This is a genomic window from Kitasatospora sp. SolWspMP-SS2h (assembly GCF_003259315.1).
In the GTDB taxonomy this organism is placed as follows: Bacteria; Actinomycetota; Actinomycetes; order Streptomycetales; family Streptomycetaceae; genus Kitasatospora; species Kitasatospora fiedleri.
On sequence record NZ_QLLT01000009.1, the window covers coordinates 23201 to 40572 of the forward strand.

18 protein-coding genes and 1 pseudogene are annotated in these 17372 nt (G+C 75.8%); 10 read left to right on the plus strand and 9 right to left on the minus strand.

Features of this window, described 5'->3' with window-relative positions; translation table 11 throughout:
* Window positions 1–69 precede the first annotated feature (69 nt).
* Window positions 70–918, minus strand: a complete 849-nt coding sequence (locus K353_RS12675) for an amidase family protein (RefSeq protein WP_233533537.1) — start codon at window positions 916–918, stop codon at window positions 70–72.
* 18 nt (window positions 919–936) lie between these two features.
* On the opposite strand from K353_RS12675, the gene K353_RS34840 reads away from it, so the two are divergent.
* On the plus strand, window positions 937–1485 hold the full coding sequence (locus tag K353_RS34840) for a hypothetical protein (RefSeq protein ID WP_233533538.1): 549 nt from the start codon (window positions 937–939) through the stop codon (window positions 1483–1485).
* Between the two features lie 43 nt (window positions 1486–1528).
* On the opposite strand, the gene K353_RS12685 is transcribed toward K353_RS34840, so the two are convergent.
* Entirely contained in the window at window positions 1529–2503 is a 975-nt protein-coding gene (locus tag K353_RS12685; RefSeq protein ID WP_111553700.1) for an NADP-dependent oxidoreductase, read from the minus strand.
* 106 nt (window positions 2504–2609) lie between these two features.
* Here K353_RS12685 and K353_RS12690 point away from each other — a divergent pair, with 106 nt between their 5' ends.
* Window positions 2610–3185 carry a TetR/AcrR family transcriptional regulator gene (locus tag K353_RS12690; protein WP_111553701.1) on the plus strand — a complete coding sequence of 192 codons (576 nt, stop codon included), beginning with the start codon at window positions 2610–2612 and terminating at the stop codon, window positions 3183–3185.
* A 102-nt stretch (window positions 3186–3287) separates the two neighbouring features.
* Here K353_RS12690 and K353_RS12695 read toward each other — a convergent pair whose 3' ends face one another.
* Together K353_RS12695 and K353_RS12700 are read right to left on the minus strand one after the other, a co-directional pair.
* The gene (locus K353_RS12695; protein WP_111553702.1) at window positions 3288–3668 is read right to left on the minus strand and encodes a MerR family transcriptional regulator; all 381 of its coding nucleotides are present in this window, start codon (window positions 3666–3668) and stop codon (window positions 3288–3290) included.
* Window positions 3665–4651, minus strand: coding sequence for a YafY family protein (locus K353_RS12700; protein WP_111553703.1), 987 nt, complete (start codon window positions 4649–4651; stop codon window positions 3665–3667). Before K353_RS12700 ends, K353_RS12695 begins: the two co-directional genes overlap by 4 nt.
* Window positions 4652–4819: 168 nt before the next feature.
* Here K353_RS12700 and K353_RS12705 point away from each other — a divergent pair, with 168 nt between their 5' ends.
* The 5 genes from K353_RS12705 (at window position 4820) to gap (ending at window position 9472) form a co-directional block, all read left to right on the plus strand.
* Entirely contained in the window at window positions 4820–5452 is a 633-nt protein-coding gene (locus tag K353_RS12705; protein ID WP_111553704.1) for a DinB family protein, read from the plus strand.
* Between the two features lie 184 nt (window positions 5453–5636).
* A complete protein-coding gene (locus tag K353_RS12710) occupies window positions 5637–6539 on the plus strand; it encodes a sigma-70 family RNA polymerase sigma factor (protein WP_111553705.1) in 903 nt (300 codons plus the stop codon).
* A gap of 36 nt (window positions 6540–6575) precedes the next feature.
* Window positions 6576–7247 carry an NAD(P)-dependent oxidoreductase gene (locus tag K353_RS12715; protein WP_111553891.1) on the plus strand — a complete coding sequence of 224 codons (672 nt, stop codon included), beginning with the start codon at window positions 6576–6578 and terminating at the stop codon, window positions 7245–7247.
* 131 nt (window positions 7248–7378) lie between these two features.
* Window positions 7379–8335, plus strand: a complete 957-nt coding sequence (locus tag K353_RS12720; protein WP_111553706.1) for a GlxA family transcriptional regulator — start codon at window positions 7379–7381, stop codon at window positions 8333–8335.
* Window positions 8336–8473: 138 nt separating this feature from the next.
* Window positions 8474–9472: a type I glyceraldehyde-3-phosphate dehydrogenase gene (gene gap, locus K353_RS12725; protein ID WP_111553707.1), complete on the plus strand. Its 999-nt coding sequence runs from the start codon at window positions 8474–8476 to the stop codon at window positions 9470–9472.
* 116 nt (window positions 9473–9588) lie between these two features.
* On the opposite strand, the gene K353_RS12730 is transcribed toward gap, so the two are convergent.
* A complete protein-coding gene (locus K353_RS12730; RefSeq protein WP_305000297.1) occupies window positions 9589–10845 on the minus strand; it encodes a serine hydrolase in 1257 nt (418 codons plus the stop codon).
* 226 nt (window positions 10846–11071) lie between these two features.
* Between K353_RS12730 and K353_RS12735 the strand changes: the two genes are divergently transcribed.
* Both K353_RS12735 and K353_RS12740 read left to right on the plus strand, forming a co-directional pair.
* Window positions 11072–11650 carry a SigE family RNA polymerase sigma factor gene (locus K353_RS12735; RefSeq protein ID WP_111553709.1) on the plus strand — a complete coding sequence of 193 codons (579 nt, stop codon included), beginning with the start codon at window positions 11072–11074 and terminating at the stop codon, window positions 11648–11650.
* Window positions 11647–12483, plus strand: coding sequence for a hypothetical protein (locus tag K353_RS12740; protein WP_111553710.1), 837 nt, complete (start codon window positions 11647–11649; stop codon window positions 12481–12483). The genes K353_RS12735 and K353_RS12740 overlap by 4 nt, the downstream gene beginning before the upstream one ends.
* A gap of 513 nt (window positions 12484–12996) precedes the next feature.
* On the opposite strand, the gene K353_RS12745 is transcribed toward K353_RS12740, so the two are convergent.
* From K353_RS12745 to K353_RS12755, 3 genes are all read right to left on the minus strand, one after another.
* Window positions 12997–13773 (minus strand): ABC transporter permease, encoded by a 777-nt coding sequence (locus K353_RS12745; RefSeq protein WP_111553711.1) that lies wholly within the window; start codon window positions 13771–13773, stop codon window positions 12997–12999.
* Window positions 13770–14765 carry an ATP-binding cassette domain-containing protein gene (locus K353_RS12750; RefSeq protein WP_111553712.1) on the minus strand — a complete coding sequence of 332 codons (996 nt, stop codon included), beginning with the start codon at window positions 14763–14765 and terminating at the stop codon, window positions 13770–13772. The genes K353_RS12745 and K353_RS12750 overlap by 4 nt, the downstream gene beginning before the upstream one ends.
* Before the next feature lie 89 nt (window positions 14766–14854).
* Window positions 14855–15523, minus strand: coding sequence for a DUF4097 family beta strand repeat-containing protein (locus tag K353_RS12755; RefSeq protein ID WP_111553713.1), 669 nt, complete (start codon window positions 15521–15523; stop codon window positions 14855–14857).
* 253 nt (window positions 15524–15776) lie between these two features.
* On the opposite strand from K353_RS12755, the gene K353_RS12760 reads away from it, so the two are divergent.
* A complete protein-coding gene (locus K353_RS12760; RefSeq protein WP_111553714.1) occupies window positions 15777–16553 on the plus strand; it encodes a helix-turn-helix domain-containing protein in 777 nt (258 codons plus the stop codon).
* Between the two features lie 375 nt (window positions 16554–16928).
* Here K353_RS12760 and K353_RS37165 read toward each other — a convergent pair.
* Window positions 16929–17288, minus strand: a pseudogene (locus tag K353_RS37165) (DUF6882 domain-containing protein); the annotation flags it as partial.
* Between the last annotated feature and the right edge of the window lie 84 nt (window positions 17289–17372).

Consider the following 17372-nt stretch of genomic DNA (forward strand, 5'->3'; position numbering starts at 1 on the left):
CAGGCGTTCGGACACGTCCGAGTGCGCCGCCGGGCGTTCCGCTGCCCGGCTGGTCCGCTGCCCGGCCGGTCACAGCGCGGGCTCCAGGTGGGCCCAGGGGCGGGCCGACTCCAGTTGGGCGGCGAGGGCGAGCAGGGTGCCCTCGCCGCCCAGCGGCGCCACGAACTGCACGCCCAGCGGCAGGCCGTCCGGGGTGCGGTGCAGCGGGACGCTGGCGGCGGGGCGACCGGTGATGTTGGCGAGCTGGGTGAACGGGACCGGCGCCAGGTTGGCGATCACCGCCTCCTCGTACGCCCCGGTCCGGCTGAGCAGGCCCAGCAGGCCGAGCGGCAGCAGCAGCCGGGCCAGCGCCCGGACGGCGGCCGGGGTGTCCAACTCGCCGATGCGGAGCGGCGGTTGGGCCAAGGTGGGGGTGAGCAGCAGGTCGTACCGGGTGTGGAACGCGGCGAGCTGGCGGTTGTACAGGTTCCAGCGCTGGTGGGCCGCGTAGGAGGCGGGCGCGCGCATCCGGCGGCCGGCGGCGGCCAGCACGTGGGTGTCGAGCTCGAAGCCCGTGTTCCCGGCGCCGGTGAGCCGCTTGACGGCGTCCACCGTGACGGCGGTCTCGGTGGCCCACATGGCCAGGAAGTCCAGGGCCAGGCCGCGTTCGTCGATGCCGGTGTCGGCCTCCTCGACGTGGTGGCCGAGCCCCTCCAGCAGGGCCGCGGCGTCCGCGACGGCGGCGACCGCCTCCGGGTGCACCGCGGTGCCCAGCGGGGAACGGGTGGTGAAGCCGATCCGTAGCGAGCCCGGGGCGCGGCGAGCCAGTTCGGCGTACGGGGCGGGCGGGCGGTGCGGCAGGTACGGGCCGGCCGGGTCGGGTGCGCCGGCCAGCACGTCCAGCATCGCGGCGCTGTCCCGGACGCTGCGCGAGAGCACCCCGTCGGTGGCGGCGCCGTGCAGGTGCTCGGCGCGGACATGGGGGCGGTGGGCGAGGACGTGAACGCGCTGACCCGCTCGATCAACGACCTGGCGGAGGTGATGGAGCGGTTCGGCCCGCAGGTCCGGGAGGCGTGGAGCCCGGACGCGCCCGGGGCCGTCGGCCTCGCGGTGACCGGGCGGATGGCGGCGGCGCTGGCCGCACCGGCGGGCGAACTGCGGGAGCGGGCGGACCGGTTCGCCGTCCACGTGGAGCGGATCGACCGGGCGGTGGGCTCCGTGCTGGACCTGCTCCGGACCGCGTCGGCGCCGGGGGAGGTGCCGGGTGCGGACGCGTTCCTCGGTGAGCTGGTGGGCCTGGCCGGGGCGGTCCGCGAAGGGCTGGCCGGGCTGGAGCAGTTCCGGGCGCTGCTGGCCGTGCTGGCCGGGATGAGCGCGCCGCTCCGGCCCCCGGCGCAGGAGATCGCCCGGGCGATCGACCGGATCGGGGAGGTGGCGGTCCGGGCGGAGGGCTGGGAGCGCCGGGGCGCCGCGACGCTGCGGGAGCGGGACGCCCGGACCGCGTAGCCGGCCTACGGCGGGGCGGGGCGGGGCGGGCCGGGGCGGGGCGTCAGTCGGCGACGTGCAGGACCAGTTTGCCGCGCAGGTGGCCCTGTTCGGCGCGGCGGTGGGCGGCGGCGGCGTCGGCGAGGGGGAAGACGGCGGTGACGGCGACCCGGACGGTGCCGGCCGCCACCAGGGCGTCCAGGGCGGTGAGGTCCTCGCCGCTGGAACGGACCTGCCAGAAGCGGTCGTTGAAGGTCAGGCCGAGTTCGCTGGTGGCGTGCTCGCGGTGGTAGTCGCCGAGGAAGACCGGGGCGACCCGGCCGCCCCGGCGCAGGACCGGGAGCAGACGGTGGGCGTCCGGGCCGCCGACGGTGTCGAGGAGCAGGTCGGCGTCCCGGACGGTGTCCGCGACCGGCCCGGCGGTGTAGTCGACGAAGCGGTCGGCGCCCAGCTCGTGCAGGAAGTCCCGGTGTCGGCCGGAGGCGACCGCGATCACCTGGCCGGCGCCGCCCGCCCGGAGGAGTTGCAGGGCGAGGTGGCCGACGCCGCCGGCCGCGCCGTTGACCACGGCGGTGATGCCCGGCGCGGGGCGCAGCAGCTGGGTGAGGTACTGGTAGGCGGTCAGGCCGGCCATCGGGAGGGCGGCGCCGGTCGGGTGGTCCAGGGCGTCGGGCAGGCGGGCCAGGTGGGCGTCCGGCGCGGTCGCGTACTCGGCGTAACCGGCGCCCCGGCCGGGGAAGTTGACCAGTCCGTGGACGCGTTCGCCGACCTCCCAGGCGGAGCCCGGGCCGGTGGCGGCGACCGTGCCGGAGATGTCGCTGCCCGGGATCAGCGGGAGGGCGAGCGGCGGGCGCAGCTCGGCCGGGATGGTGTCGAAGTTCCTGCGGGCGTACCAGTCGGGCGGGTTGACGCCCGCCGCGTGCACCCGGACCAGGGCCTCGCCGGGGCCGGGCACCGGCCGCGGCACCCGTTCGCGGACCAGCACCTCGGGCTCGCCGAAGGCGTGCAGCCGTACCGCCCACATGCTGTCGATCGTCATGGGTGTCTCCCCCTCCGCAGGTCGGAGAGCGCTGCCGTAGAATGCGGAGCGCTGCTCCGGAAAGTTAAACGGAGCATCGCTCCGAATGTCAACGACGGGATGAGTCATGTCTGTTGAGCCGACCGCCCGGGCGCCGCGCGCGGACGCCAGGCGCAACCGGGACCGGCTGCTGGAGGCCGGTGCGCAGGTGCTCGCCGAACAGGGCGCCGGGGCCTCGCTGCGCGACGTCGCCCGGCGGGCCGAGGTCGGACTGGGTACGCTCTACCGGCACTTCCCCAACCGGGAGGCGCTGCTGGAGGCGCTGCTCGCCCGGCGCTTCGAGGAACTGGCGCTCCGGGCCGGTGAGTTGGCGGCCGACCAGGACGACCCGGAGGCGGCGCTGGTCGGCTGGCTGCGGGAGTTCTGCGCGGGCGCGAGCGCCTACCGGGACCTGCCGGGCACGCTGCTGGCCACCCTCCGGGACCCGGCCTCACCGCTGCACGCGAGCTGCACGGCGATGCGGGAGGCCGGGGGCGGGCTGCTGGCCGCCGCCCAGCGGGCCGGGCGGATCCGGGCGGACGTCACCGGCACCGACCTGTTCGCGCTGGCCAACGCCGTCAGCTGGATCGCCGACCAGGCACCGGTGCTGGCCGAGCGGAGCGAGCACCTGTTCGGGCTGGTAGTGGACGGGCTCCGGGTCTGAGGAGGCTGCGGGGCTGCGGGGCTGCGGGTCTGCGGGGCTGCGGGTCCGAGGGGCCGCCGGTACGAGGGGCCGCCGGTCCGAGGGGGCGGCCCGACCCGGGCGTCAGTCGGCGGCGAGGACGCTGCGGTAGTAGTCGATCTTGTCGCGGAGGTGGGTGCGTTGGCGCTCCAGCAGGGCGATCTGGTCGTGGACGGCGGTGTCGTGCCGTTCCAGCAGTTCGATCCGGCCGAGCAGGCCGTCCGGGCCCTCGGTGCGGGCGAGTTCGGCGTAGCGGCGCATGTCGGCGATCGGCATGCCGGTGTCGCGCAGGCAGCGCAGGATGCCCAGCCAGCCCATGTCGTCGGGGCTGAAACGGCGGTGGCCGCTGGTGGCGCGGGTGATGGAGGTGAGCAGGCCGATCCGCTCGTAGTAGCGCAGGGTGTCCAGGCTGAACCCCGAGCGTTCGGCGGCCTCGGCGGGAGTGAGCAGCTGCTGTGTCGTCACCGCCCCGATTCTGCCTGCTCGTTGCCGCCGGTGCAGCGGGTGAAGCGCTCGCCCCAGGCGGCCAGCAGGGCGGACAGCTCGGGCGGGGAGACCACCCGGAAGTCGACCCCCAGCGAGCCGAGGGCCATCGCGGGCCACTCCAGGGCGTCGGCGTCCATCCGCACCCGGCTGCGCCCGGCGTCCACCTCCTCGATCTCGGCCCAGGTGCCGAGCTTCGGCCGGACCGCCGCCGCGGGGGCGTCCACCACCGCCTCGACCCGGTGCGGGCGGGGCTGGCCCTGCAGCCCGGCCCGGACGAACTCGGCGGCGTCGTCGGCCGGGAGGGCGCGCGGCAGGAAGCGGGCGCCGGTGGCGGCGGGGGCGGAGAGGCGGTCGAGGCGGAAGGTGCGCCACGCCTGGCGGGTGAGGTCGTAGGCGACCAGGTACCAGCGGCGGCCGAGCCGGACCAGGCCGTGCGGCTCGGCGTGCCGTTCGGTGGGGGTGCCGTCGGCGGCCCGGTAGCCGAAGCGCAGCCGTTCGGTGTCCCGGCAGGCCAGGGCGACGGCGGTGAGGACGTCCGGGTCGATCGGGGCGGTGGTGTCGACGCGCCAGTTCGCCGGGACGGTCACCGCCCGCAGGGCCTCCACCCGGCGGCGCAGCCGGGCCGGCATCACCTGGACCACCTTGGCCAGCGCCCGTACCGAGGCCTCCGCGATGCCCTCCACCGCGCCGTCCGCCGCCGCCTGGAGGCCGACGGCCAGCGCGACCGCCTCCTCGTCGTCGATCACCAGCGGGGGCAGCGCGGCGCCCGCGGCCAGCTGGTAGCCGCCGTCGACGCCGCGCCGGGCCTCCACCGGGTAGCCGAGCTCGCGCAGCCGGTCGACGTCGCGGCGCAGGGTGCGGGCGGAGACGCCGAGCCGGGCGGAGAGCTCCCCGCCCGGCCAGTAGCGGTGGGACTGGAGCAGGGTGAGCAGGCGCAGGGTGCGGGCACTGGTGTCGGCCATGGGTCCCATCCTCCGGCAATTGCGGACGGAAGGTGGCCGCAATGCTCCGTAGCGTGGAACACGGAGCGAGGGGGACCGCGCCGGGCCGCCGGTACGAGGCACCCGGGCGCACCCCGTCCGCACCGCACCGGCACCGCGACAGCACCGCACTTCGGAGAGGCGACCACCATGAGCACCGAGACCGCGCAGACCACCGAGACCGCGCAGACCGCCGAGGCCGCGCAGACCGCCGAGGCCGCCGAGGCCGTCGAGACCGCGGTCGGCCAGTACCCCGCCGCCGCCGTCGAGGGCCTGACCGGCGAGCACGCCGATCTGATCGCCGAGCTCCGCGCCATCCGGCACTTCCTGCGGCTGACCGCCCGCGGCCTCGACGACGAGCAGGCGTCCCGCCGCACCACCGTCAGCGAGCTGACCATCGGCGGCCTGATCAAGCACGTCACCTCGGTGGAGCGGCAGTGGGCCGCGTTCATCGTCCGGGGCACCTCGGCGATGCCGGACTTCAGCTCCTTCACCGAGGCCGACGTCCAGGCCCGCACGGACGAGTTCCGGCTGCTGCCCGGCGAGACCCTGCGCGGCGTGCTCACCGCGTACGAGGCGGTGGCCCGCGGCACCGACGAGATGCTGACCGGGCTGGCCGACCTGGGCGTCTCGCACCCGCTGCCCGCGGCGCCCTGGTTCGCCCCCGGCACGAGCTGGTCGGCCCGGCGCACCGTGCTGCACGTCATCGCTGAGACCGCGCAGCACGCCGGGCACGCCGACATCATCCGGGAGGCGCTGGACGGGCAGAAGAGCATGGGCTGACCCCTCGTCGGGGCTCCGCCGCGGGGACGGCCCGCGCCGCTGACGGCACCACGTCAGGGCGCGGGCCGTCCCCGTCCCCGTCCTCACCCCCGTCCCTGTTCCCGTTCCGGTTTTTCTTCCGGTTCCGTGTCACACCCGGGCCGTGCTGACACTCTCGGGATGCAGCCGCGGAGAGGAGACGGGCGTGACGACGGACGAGGCCACCGAGGTGTTCACCAGGCACCGGGAGCTGCTGTTCTCGATGGTCTACAACCTGCTGGGGACGGTCGCCGACACCGAGGACGTCCTCCAGGAGACCTGGCTGGCCTGGTCCGGCCGGCACCGGTCCGCCGAGGCCGGGCCGGTGGTCCACCCGCGGGCGTACCTGGTGCGCACCGCCGTGAACACCGCGCTCGCCCGGCGGGCCGAGATCAGCCGGCGCCGGGAGAGCTACTTCGGGCCCTGGCTGCCCGAGCCGCTGATCGCCCCGGCGCAGGAGGACCCGGGGGAGCGGGCCGAGGCGGTGTCGATCGCGCTGCTGGTGGTGCTGGAGACGCTGACCCCGCTGGAGCGGGCGGTGTTCGTGCTGCACGAGGTGTTCGGCTACGGCCACCCGGAGACCGCCGAGATCCTCGGGCGCAGCCCCGCCGCCGTCCGCCAGCTCGCCCACCGGGCCCGCGAGCACGTCCGGGCCCGGCGGCCCCGGTACCGGGCGGACGCGACGCTGCGGCGGCAGGCCACCGAGCGGTTCGCGGCCGCGGTCGGCGGCGGGGACCTGGACGGGCTGCTGCGGCTGCTCGCCCCCGACGTCACGCTCTGGGCGGACGGCGGCGGCAAGGCGACCGCGGCCGGGCCGCGCCCGGTGCGCGGCCGGGGGCAGGTCGCCCGGCTGCTGGTCGGCGGCTCGGCGCGGGCCCCGCAGGGCATCCGGGTCCGGTGGGCCACCGCGAACGGGGACCCGTCGGCGGTGCTGTTCGTCGGGGAGGCGCCGTTCGCGGTGCTCGTGCTGGACCTGTCGGCCGACGGCGGGCAGGTCACGGACATCTACTTCGTGACCAACCCGGACAAGCTGAGCGGCGCCAACAGTGGTGTTGCAGAAAACAATTGACGGAGCGTCAGGATGATCGGGAAGGTGGAGAGGGCGATGAGGCTGACCGTGGTGGCCGCCACCGGCGGGATCGGGCGGCACCTGCTGGCGCAGGCGCTGGAGGCCGGGCACGAGGTGACGGCGGTGGTGCGCGATCCGGCCAAACTGGGCGAGCGGCCCGGGGTGCGGGTGGTGCGGGCGGACCTGGCGACGGCCGGGGCGCCGGAGCTGCGGGACGCGGTGGCGGGCGCGGACGCGGTGCTGTCGGGGCTCGGCGCGGTCGGGAAGGCCGGCGTCGGGGTCGCCGAGAGCGGGACGCGGGCGCTGGTCGGCGCGATGCGGGAGACCGGGGCGCGGCGGCTGCTGGTGGTGAGCGCCGCACCGATCGGGACGGTGCCCTCACCGGGCCGCCCGCACCCGCCCCGGCACGACCCGGGCGAGGGCCCGGTGATGCGGTACGTGCTGACGCCGCTGGTCAAGCGGGTGCTGCGGGCGCACTACGCGGACCTGGCCCGGATGGAGGACGCGGTGCTGGCCAGCGGCCTGGACTGGACGGTGGTCCGCCCGCCCCAGCTCACCGACAAGCCGCTCACCCGCGACTACCGGATCGCCTACGGGCGGAACCTGCGCGGCGGGTCGAAGGTCTCCCGGGCCGACGTCGCGCACTGCATGCTGCGCAGCATCGACGACCCCGACACCGTCGGGCGCGTCCTCGGGATCGCCGACTGACCGGACGCCTCCCGGCCCGCCGGGAGGCACCGCGGTGCGCCCGCGCCGCGGCCGGGGCGCCGGACGCCGCCGTGCCGCCGCCCCGCACCCGCCCGCGCCGCCGGACGCCGTGCCGCGCCTACCCTGGGCGGGTGTCGACTCCTCGTCTGCGCCGGGTGGCCGTGCTGGTCCTGGACGGTGCCAAACCGCTCGACGTCGGAATCCCGGCGCAGGTGTTCTCCACCCGCGGCAGCATGCCGTACGAGGTGCGGGTGTGCGGGGCGGCGCCCGGGCTGGTCGCGGGCGGGGACGGGCTCTCGTACCACGTGGCGCACGGGCTGGAGGCGCTGGAGTGGGCCGAGTCGGTGTTCGTGCCCGGCTACCGGCACCCCGACCGGGACGACCCGCCGCCCGCCGTGGTGGCCGCGCTGCGCGCCGCGCACGCCCGCGGCGCCCGGCTGGCGGCGATCTCCACCGGGGCGTTCGCACTGGCCGCGACCGGCCTGCTGGACGGCCGCCGGGCCACCACGCACTGGCACTACACCCGGGCGCTGGCCGCCAAGTACCCCGGCGTGCGGGTGGACGAGAACGTGCTGTTCGTCGACGAGGGCAGCGTGCTCACCTCGGCGGGCGCCGCGTCCGGCATCGACCTGTGCCTGCACGTGCTGCGCAGCGACCTCGGGGTGGCCGCGTCCAACCACACCGCGCGCCGGCTGGTCGCCGCGCCGTACCGCAGCGGCGGCCAGGCCCAGTACGTGCCGCGCAGCGTGCCCGAGCCGGTCGGCGAGCGGTTCGCGGCCACCCGGGAGTGGGCGCTGCACCGGCTGGGCGGGCCGCTGACCGTGCGGGCGCTGGCCCGGCACGCCGCCGTCTCGCCGCGCACCTTCTCCCGCCGCTTCGTCGAGGACACCGGCTACACGCCGATGCAGTGGGTGCTGCGGGCCCGCGTCGACCTCGCCCGTGAGCTGCTGGAACGCTCCGACTACGGGGTCGAGCGGATCGCCGCCGAGACCGGCCTGGGCACCGGCGCGAACCTGCGCGCGCACTTCCAGCAGATCCTCGGGACCACGCCCAGCGACTACCGGCGGACCTTCGCCAAGGGCGAGTGAGCACCCCCGCCCGGCTTGGCGCGATCCTTGCGCACCATGGCACGGGTGCCACTACCGCCTCCCCTCCCGGCGAGCGACAGTGGAGTGGTCAGCCCCGCCGGAACAGCGGGCGAGAGCCGCAGAGAAGGGCACCACCCCATGACCCGCATCGCCGTCAACGGATTCGGCCGCATCGGTCGCAACGTGCTGCGCGCCCTGCTGGAGCGCGACAGCAAGCTGGAGGTCGTCGCCGTCAACGACCTGACCGAGCCCACCACGCTCGGCCGCCTGCTCGCCTACGACACCACCTCGGGCCGGCTCGGCCGCCCGGTCACCGTCGAGGGCGACACCCTGGTGGTCGACGGCCGCCGGATCAAGGTCCTCGCCGAGCGCGACCCGGCCGACCTGCCCTGGGCCGAACTCGGCGTCGACATCGTGCTGGAGGCCACCGGCCGGTTCACCTCCGCCGAGGCCGCCCGCGCCCACCTGACCGCCGGCGCCAAGAAGGTGCTGGTCTCCGCCCCGTCCGACGGCGCCGACGTCACGCTCGCCTACGGCGTCAACACCGGGGCCTACGACCCGGCCGCGCACACCATCGTCTCCAACGCCTCCTGCACCACCAACGCGCTGGCCCCGCTGGCCGCCGTCCTCGACGAACTCGCGGGCATCGAGCACGGGTTCATGACCACCGTGCACGCCTACACCCAGGAGCAGAACCTCCAGGACGGCCCGCACCGCGACCCGCGCCGGGCCCGCGCCGCCGCCGTCAACATCGTCCCGACCACCACCGGCGCCGCCAAGGCGATCGGCCTGGTGCTGCCGCAGCTGGACGGCAAGCTGTCCGGCGACTCGATCCGGGTGCCCGTCCCGGTCGGCTCGATCGTCGAGCTGAACACCACCGTCGCCCGCGACGTCACGCGCGAGGAGGTGCTCGCCGCCTACCGCGAGGCCGCCGAGGGCAAGTTGGCGGGCGTCCTGGAGTACTCGGAGGACCCGCTGGTCTCCTCCGACATCACCGGCAACCCGGCCTCCTCGATCTTCGACTCGGCGCTCACCCGGGTCGACGGCCGCCACGTCAAGGTGGTCGCCTGGTACGACAACGAGTGGGGCTTCTCCAACCGGGTGATCGACACCCTGGAGCTGCTCGCCGCGGGCTGACCGGCCCGCTGACCGCCCCGGACGGGGCCCGCGCCGCCGTCGCGGCGGCACGGGCCCCGTCCGCCGTTCCGGTCCGTCGTTCCCGTCCGTCGGGCGCTCCGTCCGCCGGGTGCCGCTCACAGCCCGGGCAGGCCGAACGCGGCGGCGGCGACCCGGTACTGGGCGGTGAACGGGGCGCCCCGGCGGGAGGTCGGGGTGAAGGAGTACACCAGGGTCCGGGCGGCGTCCCGGGTGGCGAACACGGCGCTGGTCCAGCCCGGGCGGCTGCCGGTCTTGCCCCACAGCACCAGGCCGGGCGCGAGGGAGAGGCGCATCAGGCCGGCGCTGAGGCAGGCCCGGCCGGCGGTCGTGCCGAGGTCGAGGCCCGGGCCCCGGAAGTTCGGCACGTCCGGGACGGTGAACAGCTCGGCCTGCTGGGCGGGCGGCAGCAGACGGCCGCCGAGCAGAGCGGTGAGGAAGCGCTCCAGGTCGGGCGCGGTGGAGACCATGCCGCCCTCGGCCCACGGCCACGGGCTCTGCCGGGTGACGTCCGCCAGGTCGGTGCCGCCGTCCGGCCGGGGCACGGCCAGCACGGCGTGCGCGCTCGGGTCCGGTAGCGAGGTGTCGGCGGCGTCGGGCACCGAGGTGCGGTGCAGGCCCAGCGGGCGCAGCACCCGGTCGGTGACCTCCCGGGCGAGGCTCCGGCCGGTGACCCGCTCGATCAGCAGGCCCGCCAGGAAGTAGTTGACGCCGTTGTACTGCTGGGCGGTCCCGGGGGCGAACCGCGCCGGTCGGCCGGCCAGCGAGTCGAGCACCTGCTGCGGGGTCCGGCGGTCGGCGGCGTGCGCGACGAACCAGGCGGCGCTGCCGTCGTCGTCGCCGGGCTCGCTGCCGCCGGGCAGCCCGCTGGTGTGGTTCAGGAGCTGGCGCACCGTCACCGGCGGGTGGCCGACCGGCAGCGCCACCGGGAGGTGGCGCTGGACGGTGCCGTCCAGGTCGATCCGCCGCTCGGCGGCGAGTTGCAGGAGCACGGTGGCGGTGAACACCTTGGAGATGCTGCCGACCCGGAACCGGCCGTCCGCCCGCACCGGCCGCCCGGTGGCCGGGTCGCCCGTCCCCGCGGTGCCCGTCCAGCGGCCTCCGGTGCCACCGACCCGCACCACGGCGCTGGTGAGCCCGGCGCCGGACGGGTCGGCGATCGACGCCCGCAGCGCGGCGGCGTCCGGCCCGGCGGCGTCCGGCCCGGCCGGACCGACGCCGAACGCCCCGGCGCCGAACGCCCCGGCACCGGGCTCACCGGCACCGGGCTCACCGGTGCCGGCCGCGTCGGACGCGCCGAGCGCCGCCACCAGCGCGCTGATCGCGGCCGTGCCCGCCGGCTCGCTTCCCGTCATCCTCGTGCTCATCCCCGGCCTCCCCAACTCCCGTGCACTGCTTGCTCGCTGACGTGGAAGAGTCTTCCGCCCGGGCCGCGCCGGGCCATCCGGGGCGGACCCCGAACCGACCCCGAACCGGCCCCGAGCCCGGCCCTGGGGGTGGACCCCGGGGCGGTGGCGGCCCGGGCCGCAGTTCGTCGGCGGGGCTGACAACCTTTCCGCCGGGCCCGGGCGTCTGGTCGGTGTGAGTCGAGAAACCGAGGACGACGCCTACGCCGATTTCGTCGGGACCGCCTGGCCCCGGCACCTGCGCACCGCGACGCTGATCGCGGGTGACCGGCACCGGGGGGAGGAACTCCTCCAGGACTGCCTGGTCAAGCTGTACGTGCGCTGGCGCCGGATACGGGCCGACGACCCGCACGCCTACCTGCGGCGGATGCTGGTCAACAACCACATCAGCTGGTGGCGGCGACGTCGTAGGGAACTGCTCATCGCCGAACCGCCGGACATCCCCACCGGGGGCCCGGCGGCGCCGGAGGCCTCGGACGAGCTGTACCGGGCGCTGCGCGAACTACCGCCCCGCCAGAGGGCGGTGGTCGTCCTGCGGCACTTCGAGGACCTGTCGGAGAAGGACACCGCCGCGGTCCTCGGCTGCTCGGTCGGCACCGTCAAGAGCCAGCACTTCCGGGCGGTGGCCCGGCTGCGCACCGCCCTGTCGGCGGACCGTCCGGCGGACCGGCGCACGGACCGGCCGTCGGACTGGGCGCCGGTCCGGGCGACCCAGCTGATCCAGTCGAAGAACCAGGAGAACATCACCCGATGAACGACATCGAAGACCAGGAGATGTCCCGCGCGCTGCGGGACCTGGCGGACCGTCACGGCACCGCCGGACCGGCCCCGGTGGCCGAGCTGCTGCACCGCGGCCGCCGCCGCCGGGGGCTGCGGCTCGCCGCCGTCACGGGCAGCGCCGCCGCGGTGGCCGCGGTCGCGGTGTTCGGCGCGACCGCCCTCGCGGGCGGCCCGTCGAGCACCGCCGCGGTGGGCCCGGCCGGCCAGGGCACGGCCTCCGTGTCCGCCTCCCTCTCCGCGTCGACCGTCCGTACCGGGCCGACCACGCCCGCGGAGATCGCCGACCTGCTCAGCAGTCGCTTCCCGACCGGTTACCACGCGGACGGCCGGCCGACGCTGGTCGACAGCCGGAGCACGGGCGCCGACGCGGAGGAGCGGAAGAGGCTGGCCGAACTCCAGGGCGGGACCCCGGCACCGAGCCGACCCCTGCCGGAGACGATCGGCGCGGGGTACACCGTCACCAACGGCACGAAGACCGGCACCGTGCAGCTCAGCATCATGCACCTGCCGAACGGGACCGGACAGCCGGCCGACCCGTGCAACAACCGGCCGGGCTGCTCCGCCACCCGGCAGCCGGACGGCAGCGCCCTGGTGCTCTACCTCCCGCCGGCACCGGCGGACCTCCCACAGGTGTGGCGGGCCGACCTGTACCGCACCGACGGCACCGTCATCGCGGCCGAGTCCGGTAACGTCCCGCTCCCCGGACACGGCCAGGACCTGTACGCCGGACCGCCGGTGCTGAACGGCGAGGCGCTCACCGCCCTCGTCCTCGACCCGGTCTGGACGCAGGGGGCCGCCGGACACTGAACCACCTGACCCGGAACGGGGCGGACCACCGCCCTCGGGGCGGGCCACCGACCGGGAGCGGACACCGGCGGTGGCGGGCGATGACGTCCGACGCCCCGGTCGGCCACTGAGGACCGGCCAGCACCCGCAGTACACCCGCAGTACACACGGCTCACGTGGTCCGTGCAGCTCGTGCAGTTCGTTTCCTCGCAGTTCGCAGCAGTTCGCACCAGGTCCGGACCGGCGGCGGCCACGGTCGCGCCGCGCGGCAGCGCCGCGATCCGCGGACCCCGGGCGTCCGGGCGGTCGACCCCCGGCGCCGCAGCGCCCTCCGCGCCACCCGCCTCCCACCGTCCCCCCGCGCACGCGGCAGCGGCGGTGGCGGTCACGGGCCCGCAGGCGTGCGGGGCGCGCACGCGGAACGGCCCTTCCGACGGCTCGTCATCCACCTTCCCGCGCTGCGGCGACCGCGTCGCCGTGCGGGTGGTTCGACGTGCCGTCGGAAGGGCCCCGAGGGTGTGGTGCGGGTGGCGGCTACCGCGGGTCGCGGTCGAACTGGGCGCGGGACCAGCGGTAGCCGAGCACGGTGAGGGCCGCGCACCACAGCAGGGCGATCCACCAGTTGTTGCCGATGCCGGTGCCCAGCAGCAGGCCGCGCAGGGTCTCGATGGCGGGGGTGAACGGCTGGTACTGGGCGACCGGCTGGAACCAGCCGGGCATCGAGTGCAGCGGGACGAAGGCGCTGGAGATCATCGGCAGCAGGATCAGCGGCATCGCGGCGTTGCTGGCGGCCTCCGCGTTGGGGCTGCCCAGGCCCATGCCGACGGCGATCCAGGTGAGCGCCAGGGCGACCAGGGCGAGCAGGCCGAACGCGGCCAGCCACTCCAGCGGGTTCGCGTCGTGCGAGCGGAAGCCGATCGCCACCCCGACCGCGCCGACCAGCACCACGCTGGCCACCGACTGGAGCACGCTGCCGGCCACCCGGCCGAACAGCACCGAGCCGCGGTGGATCGCCATGGTGCGGAACCGGGCGACGATGCCCTCGTTCATGTCGGTCGCCATCGAGACGGCGGTGCCGATCACGGTCGAGCCGATGGTCATCATCAGGATGCCGGGCACCAGGTAGGTGACGTAGGCGGAGCGGCCCAGGCCGCCGCTCATCGCGCTGCCGAAGACGTAGACGAACAGCAGGAGCAGCATCACCGGGGTGAGCAGCAGGTTCAGGGTGAGCGACGGGTAGCGCCGGGCGTGCAGCAGGTTGCGCCGCAGCATGGTGGACGAGTCGCGGACGGCGAGGGCGAGCTGGCTCATCGTGCGTTCTCCTTGGCGGAAGCGGCCTGGGTGGCGGAGGCGGTGGGGGCGGCGGTCTGGGCCGGGAGGGCGGGGGCGCCGGTCAGGGCGAAGAAGACGTCGTCGAGGTCGGGGGTGTGGACGGTGAGTTCGTCGGCCGCGACGCCGGCGGCGTCCAGCCGGTCGAGGACCGAGCGCAGGGCGCGCTGGCTGCCGTCGCTGGGCACGCGCAGGGCGAGCGCCTCGTCGTCGCGGGCGGCCTCGGCGAGTGCGTCGGCCGCGGCGCGGTGGGCGGCGGGGTCGGTGAACCGGAGCCGGACGTGGCCGCCGGGGACCAGGCGCTTGAGCTCCTCGGCGGTGCCCTCGGCCGCGATCACGCCGTCGTGCAGGACGGCGATCCGGTCGGCGAGCTGGTCGGCCTCCTCCAGGTACTGGGTGGTGAGCAGGACGGTGGTGCCCCCGGCGACCAGTTCCCGGATGATCTGCCACATGCCGTGGCGGCTGCGCGGGTCGAGCCCGGTGGTGGGCTCGTCGAGGAAGATGATCCGGGGGCCGCCGACCAGGGTCATCGCGATGTCCAGGCGGCGCTTCATGCCGCCGGAGTAGGTGGAGGCGGGCTTGTCGGCGGCGTCGGTGAGGTCGAAGCGGGCCAGCAGCTCGGTGGCCACCCGGCGGCCCTCGGCCTTGGGCAGGCGGTGCAGGTCGGCCATCAGCAGCATGTTCTCCCGGCCGGTGATCAGGCCGTCGACGGCGGAGAACTGGCCAGTGGCGCCGATCGCGGCGCGCACCTGCTGGGCCTCGGTGGCCAGGTCGTGCCCGCCGACGCTGATCTCCCCGGCGTCGGGGGTGACCAGGGTGGAGAGGATCTTGACGGCGGTGGTCTTGCCGGCCCCGTTCGGGCCGAGCAGGGCGAAGACCGTTCCGGTGGGGACGGCGAGGTCGACGCCCTTCAGAACGTTCTTGTCGCCGTAGGACTTGCGCAGCCCGTTCGCCGCGATGGCCAGGCCGGTCATGGGGTGCTCCTGGGGGTGTGGGGGTCGGTGCGGGGACGGCGGTGCTGAGTTGGGCCGGGTCGGGCCGGGCCGAGCGGGGCGGCGGCGGGTCAGACGGTGCGGGCGGAGACGTCGCCGTGCGCCGTGGTGGCGCGGATGGTGACCGCCGGGACGTCGTCGGCGTTGCGCAGCGCGTTGTCGATGCGGCCGTGGCCGGTGCCGGCGTCCAGCGAGGCGGAGACGCCGCGGGCCACGCCGACCGCGATCGAGCCGGACCGGGTGGTCAGTTCGAGCGCGCCGCGCACCGCCTCGGTGACGGTCAGGTCGCCGCGCTGGGTGCTGAACGCGGCGGGGCCGGTGAGACGGCCGACCTCGATGTCGCCGTCCTGGAGGGTGAGTCGGGCGGTGGACGCCTCGTCGAGCTTGACCGAGCCCCGGGCGCTCTCGAAGGTGACCGCGCCGAGCCGGCCGACGCCGCGGAGCCGGGCGTCCGCGCTCTTCGCCTCGACCGTGGAGCCGGAGGGCAGTTGCACGGTGACCTCCAGCGCACCGGCCGGGCCGAGCAGGCGGTGCGCGGCGGAGTCGGTGACGATCCGCAGCACGCCGTCGGCGTAGCCGACCTCGGTGTGCTCGACGGCCTTCGCGTCGCGGCCCTTGGCGGGGTCGGCGGGGCGCAGCTCGACCACGGTGTCGGTGCGGTCGGCGGCGATGAACCGGACCAGGCCGGCCGGGACGTCCAGGACGACGGTGACCGGGGCGGCGGTGTCGAACTTCTGCATGGTGGGCTCCCTGCTCGCGGTGCGGTGCCGGTGCGGCGCCGCTTCGTTTCTGACATTGGAAACGCTACGTTGCGTTCACAGATCAGGCAACAGGTTTGTTGCAATCGAATGCCATTGACGCAGGTGGAAGCAGGGAAATCATTGCAATGATCCTGGAGGTAACGCAACGTCAGGGGTGGCTTTCGTTGCAATGCAATGGCGGTGAACGCTATGCTGGGCGCGGCAACGTCACGCACCGCAGAAGGAGGTCCCGATGCCGGGAGGCAGGCTCACCCAGCAGGAGCGCCAGCAGATCGCGCTGGGGCTGGCCGACGACCTGGCCTACGCGGAGATCGCCCGCCGGCTCGACCGTCCGACCTCGACCGTCACCCGGGAGGTCATGCGCAACGGCGGCCCGGCCGGCTACCGGGCCGACCTCGCCCAGCGGGCCACCGAGCACCGCACCCACCGCCGGGCCGCGCCGCCCCGCGACCCGCACCCGGCCGACCGCCCCGACGACGGGCGCGACCCCGGCGCGGTGGACGCCTTCGAGGAGGCGATCACCACCGTCTTCATGCAGTCCGGCCTGAGCCGGATGCCCGCCCGGGTGCTGGCCGCGCTGCTGCTCACCGACTCCGGCAGCCTGACCGCCACCGAACTCGCCCGGCGCCTCCAGGTCAGCCCGGCGTCCGTCTCCAAGGCGGTGGCGTTCCTGGACGAGCAGTCGATGATCCGCCGGGAGCGCGACGAGCGCCGCCGCGAGCGCTACGCGGTGGACGACGAGATCTGGTATCAGTCCGCGGTGGCCAGCGCCCACGCCAACGCCGCGGTGGCCGCCACCGCCCGGCAGGGCGTCGCCGTGCTCGGCTCGACCAGCCCGGCCGGGACGCGGCTGGAGAACGTCGCCCGGTTCCTCGACCACCTCTCCGAGATGCTGCTGCGCGCCGCCGACCAGAGCCGCGACGTGCTGTTCACCAAACCCGTCCGGGAACCGGACGGCCCGGCCGAAGGCCCCACGGACGGCTCGGCGGAGGGCTCCACGGACGGCTAGGCGAACGGCTCTGCGGACAGCCGGAGTTGAGCCGTCAGCACCCGCCTGCCGAGCCCTCGACGGAGGTGATCCGGCCCGGCGGGTCGAACGACATCCGGAGGCCGCGCCCGTCGGGCCGTCGGGCCGTCGGGCGGTGATCAGGTCGGGGTCCTCCGTCACCGGTACGCCGTGGTGAGCGAAGTAGCCGCGCACCACGGCCCGGGTGTCGTGACCGGACAGCCCCGCGCCGGTCGGCAGGAAGCGCGGCACCGTGACCGGATCGAGCGGCGCCGACGGCAGTGCCGGGTCCTCGGGCACGAAGTGCACCCGGGTCTGCGGCCCGGCCTCCTGCCCGATGTAGCCGGGCGCGCCGAGCACGCCCATGCCGGTGAAGGCCGGCGCCTCCGCCGCGTGCCGCGGGTCGGCGAAACCGGACAGGTCGATCCCGGGTCCGGCCGACTCCGGTACGCCGTACGCCCGTCCGGACTCCGCGACCTGGGCGGAGGCGGCCGTCACGGGTGCCCCGCCGAAGCCTGGCTCGGCCCAGCCCCACAGCCAGGACCGCCCCTCGGGGTCGTACGTCCCGAGCAGGCCCACCCGCAGCGTCCGGCCGCCGGTCTCGTGGGCGCACTCGGTCAGGTCGGCCGTCCGCGGCGCGGCCGGCAGCGCCCGTTCCAGCGCCTCCAACTGCTCGGCGTCCCAGGCGGCGTGCGGCTCGGCGGCGCGCAGGACGGACCCGGCGAAGGTCGTGGCCATCCGGACACCCCAGCGACCCGGTCCCGGGCGACGGGCCCCGGCCGCGGTGTGCTGCGCGGTCGGGGCCCGGTCTGCTCGGAAGGG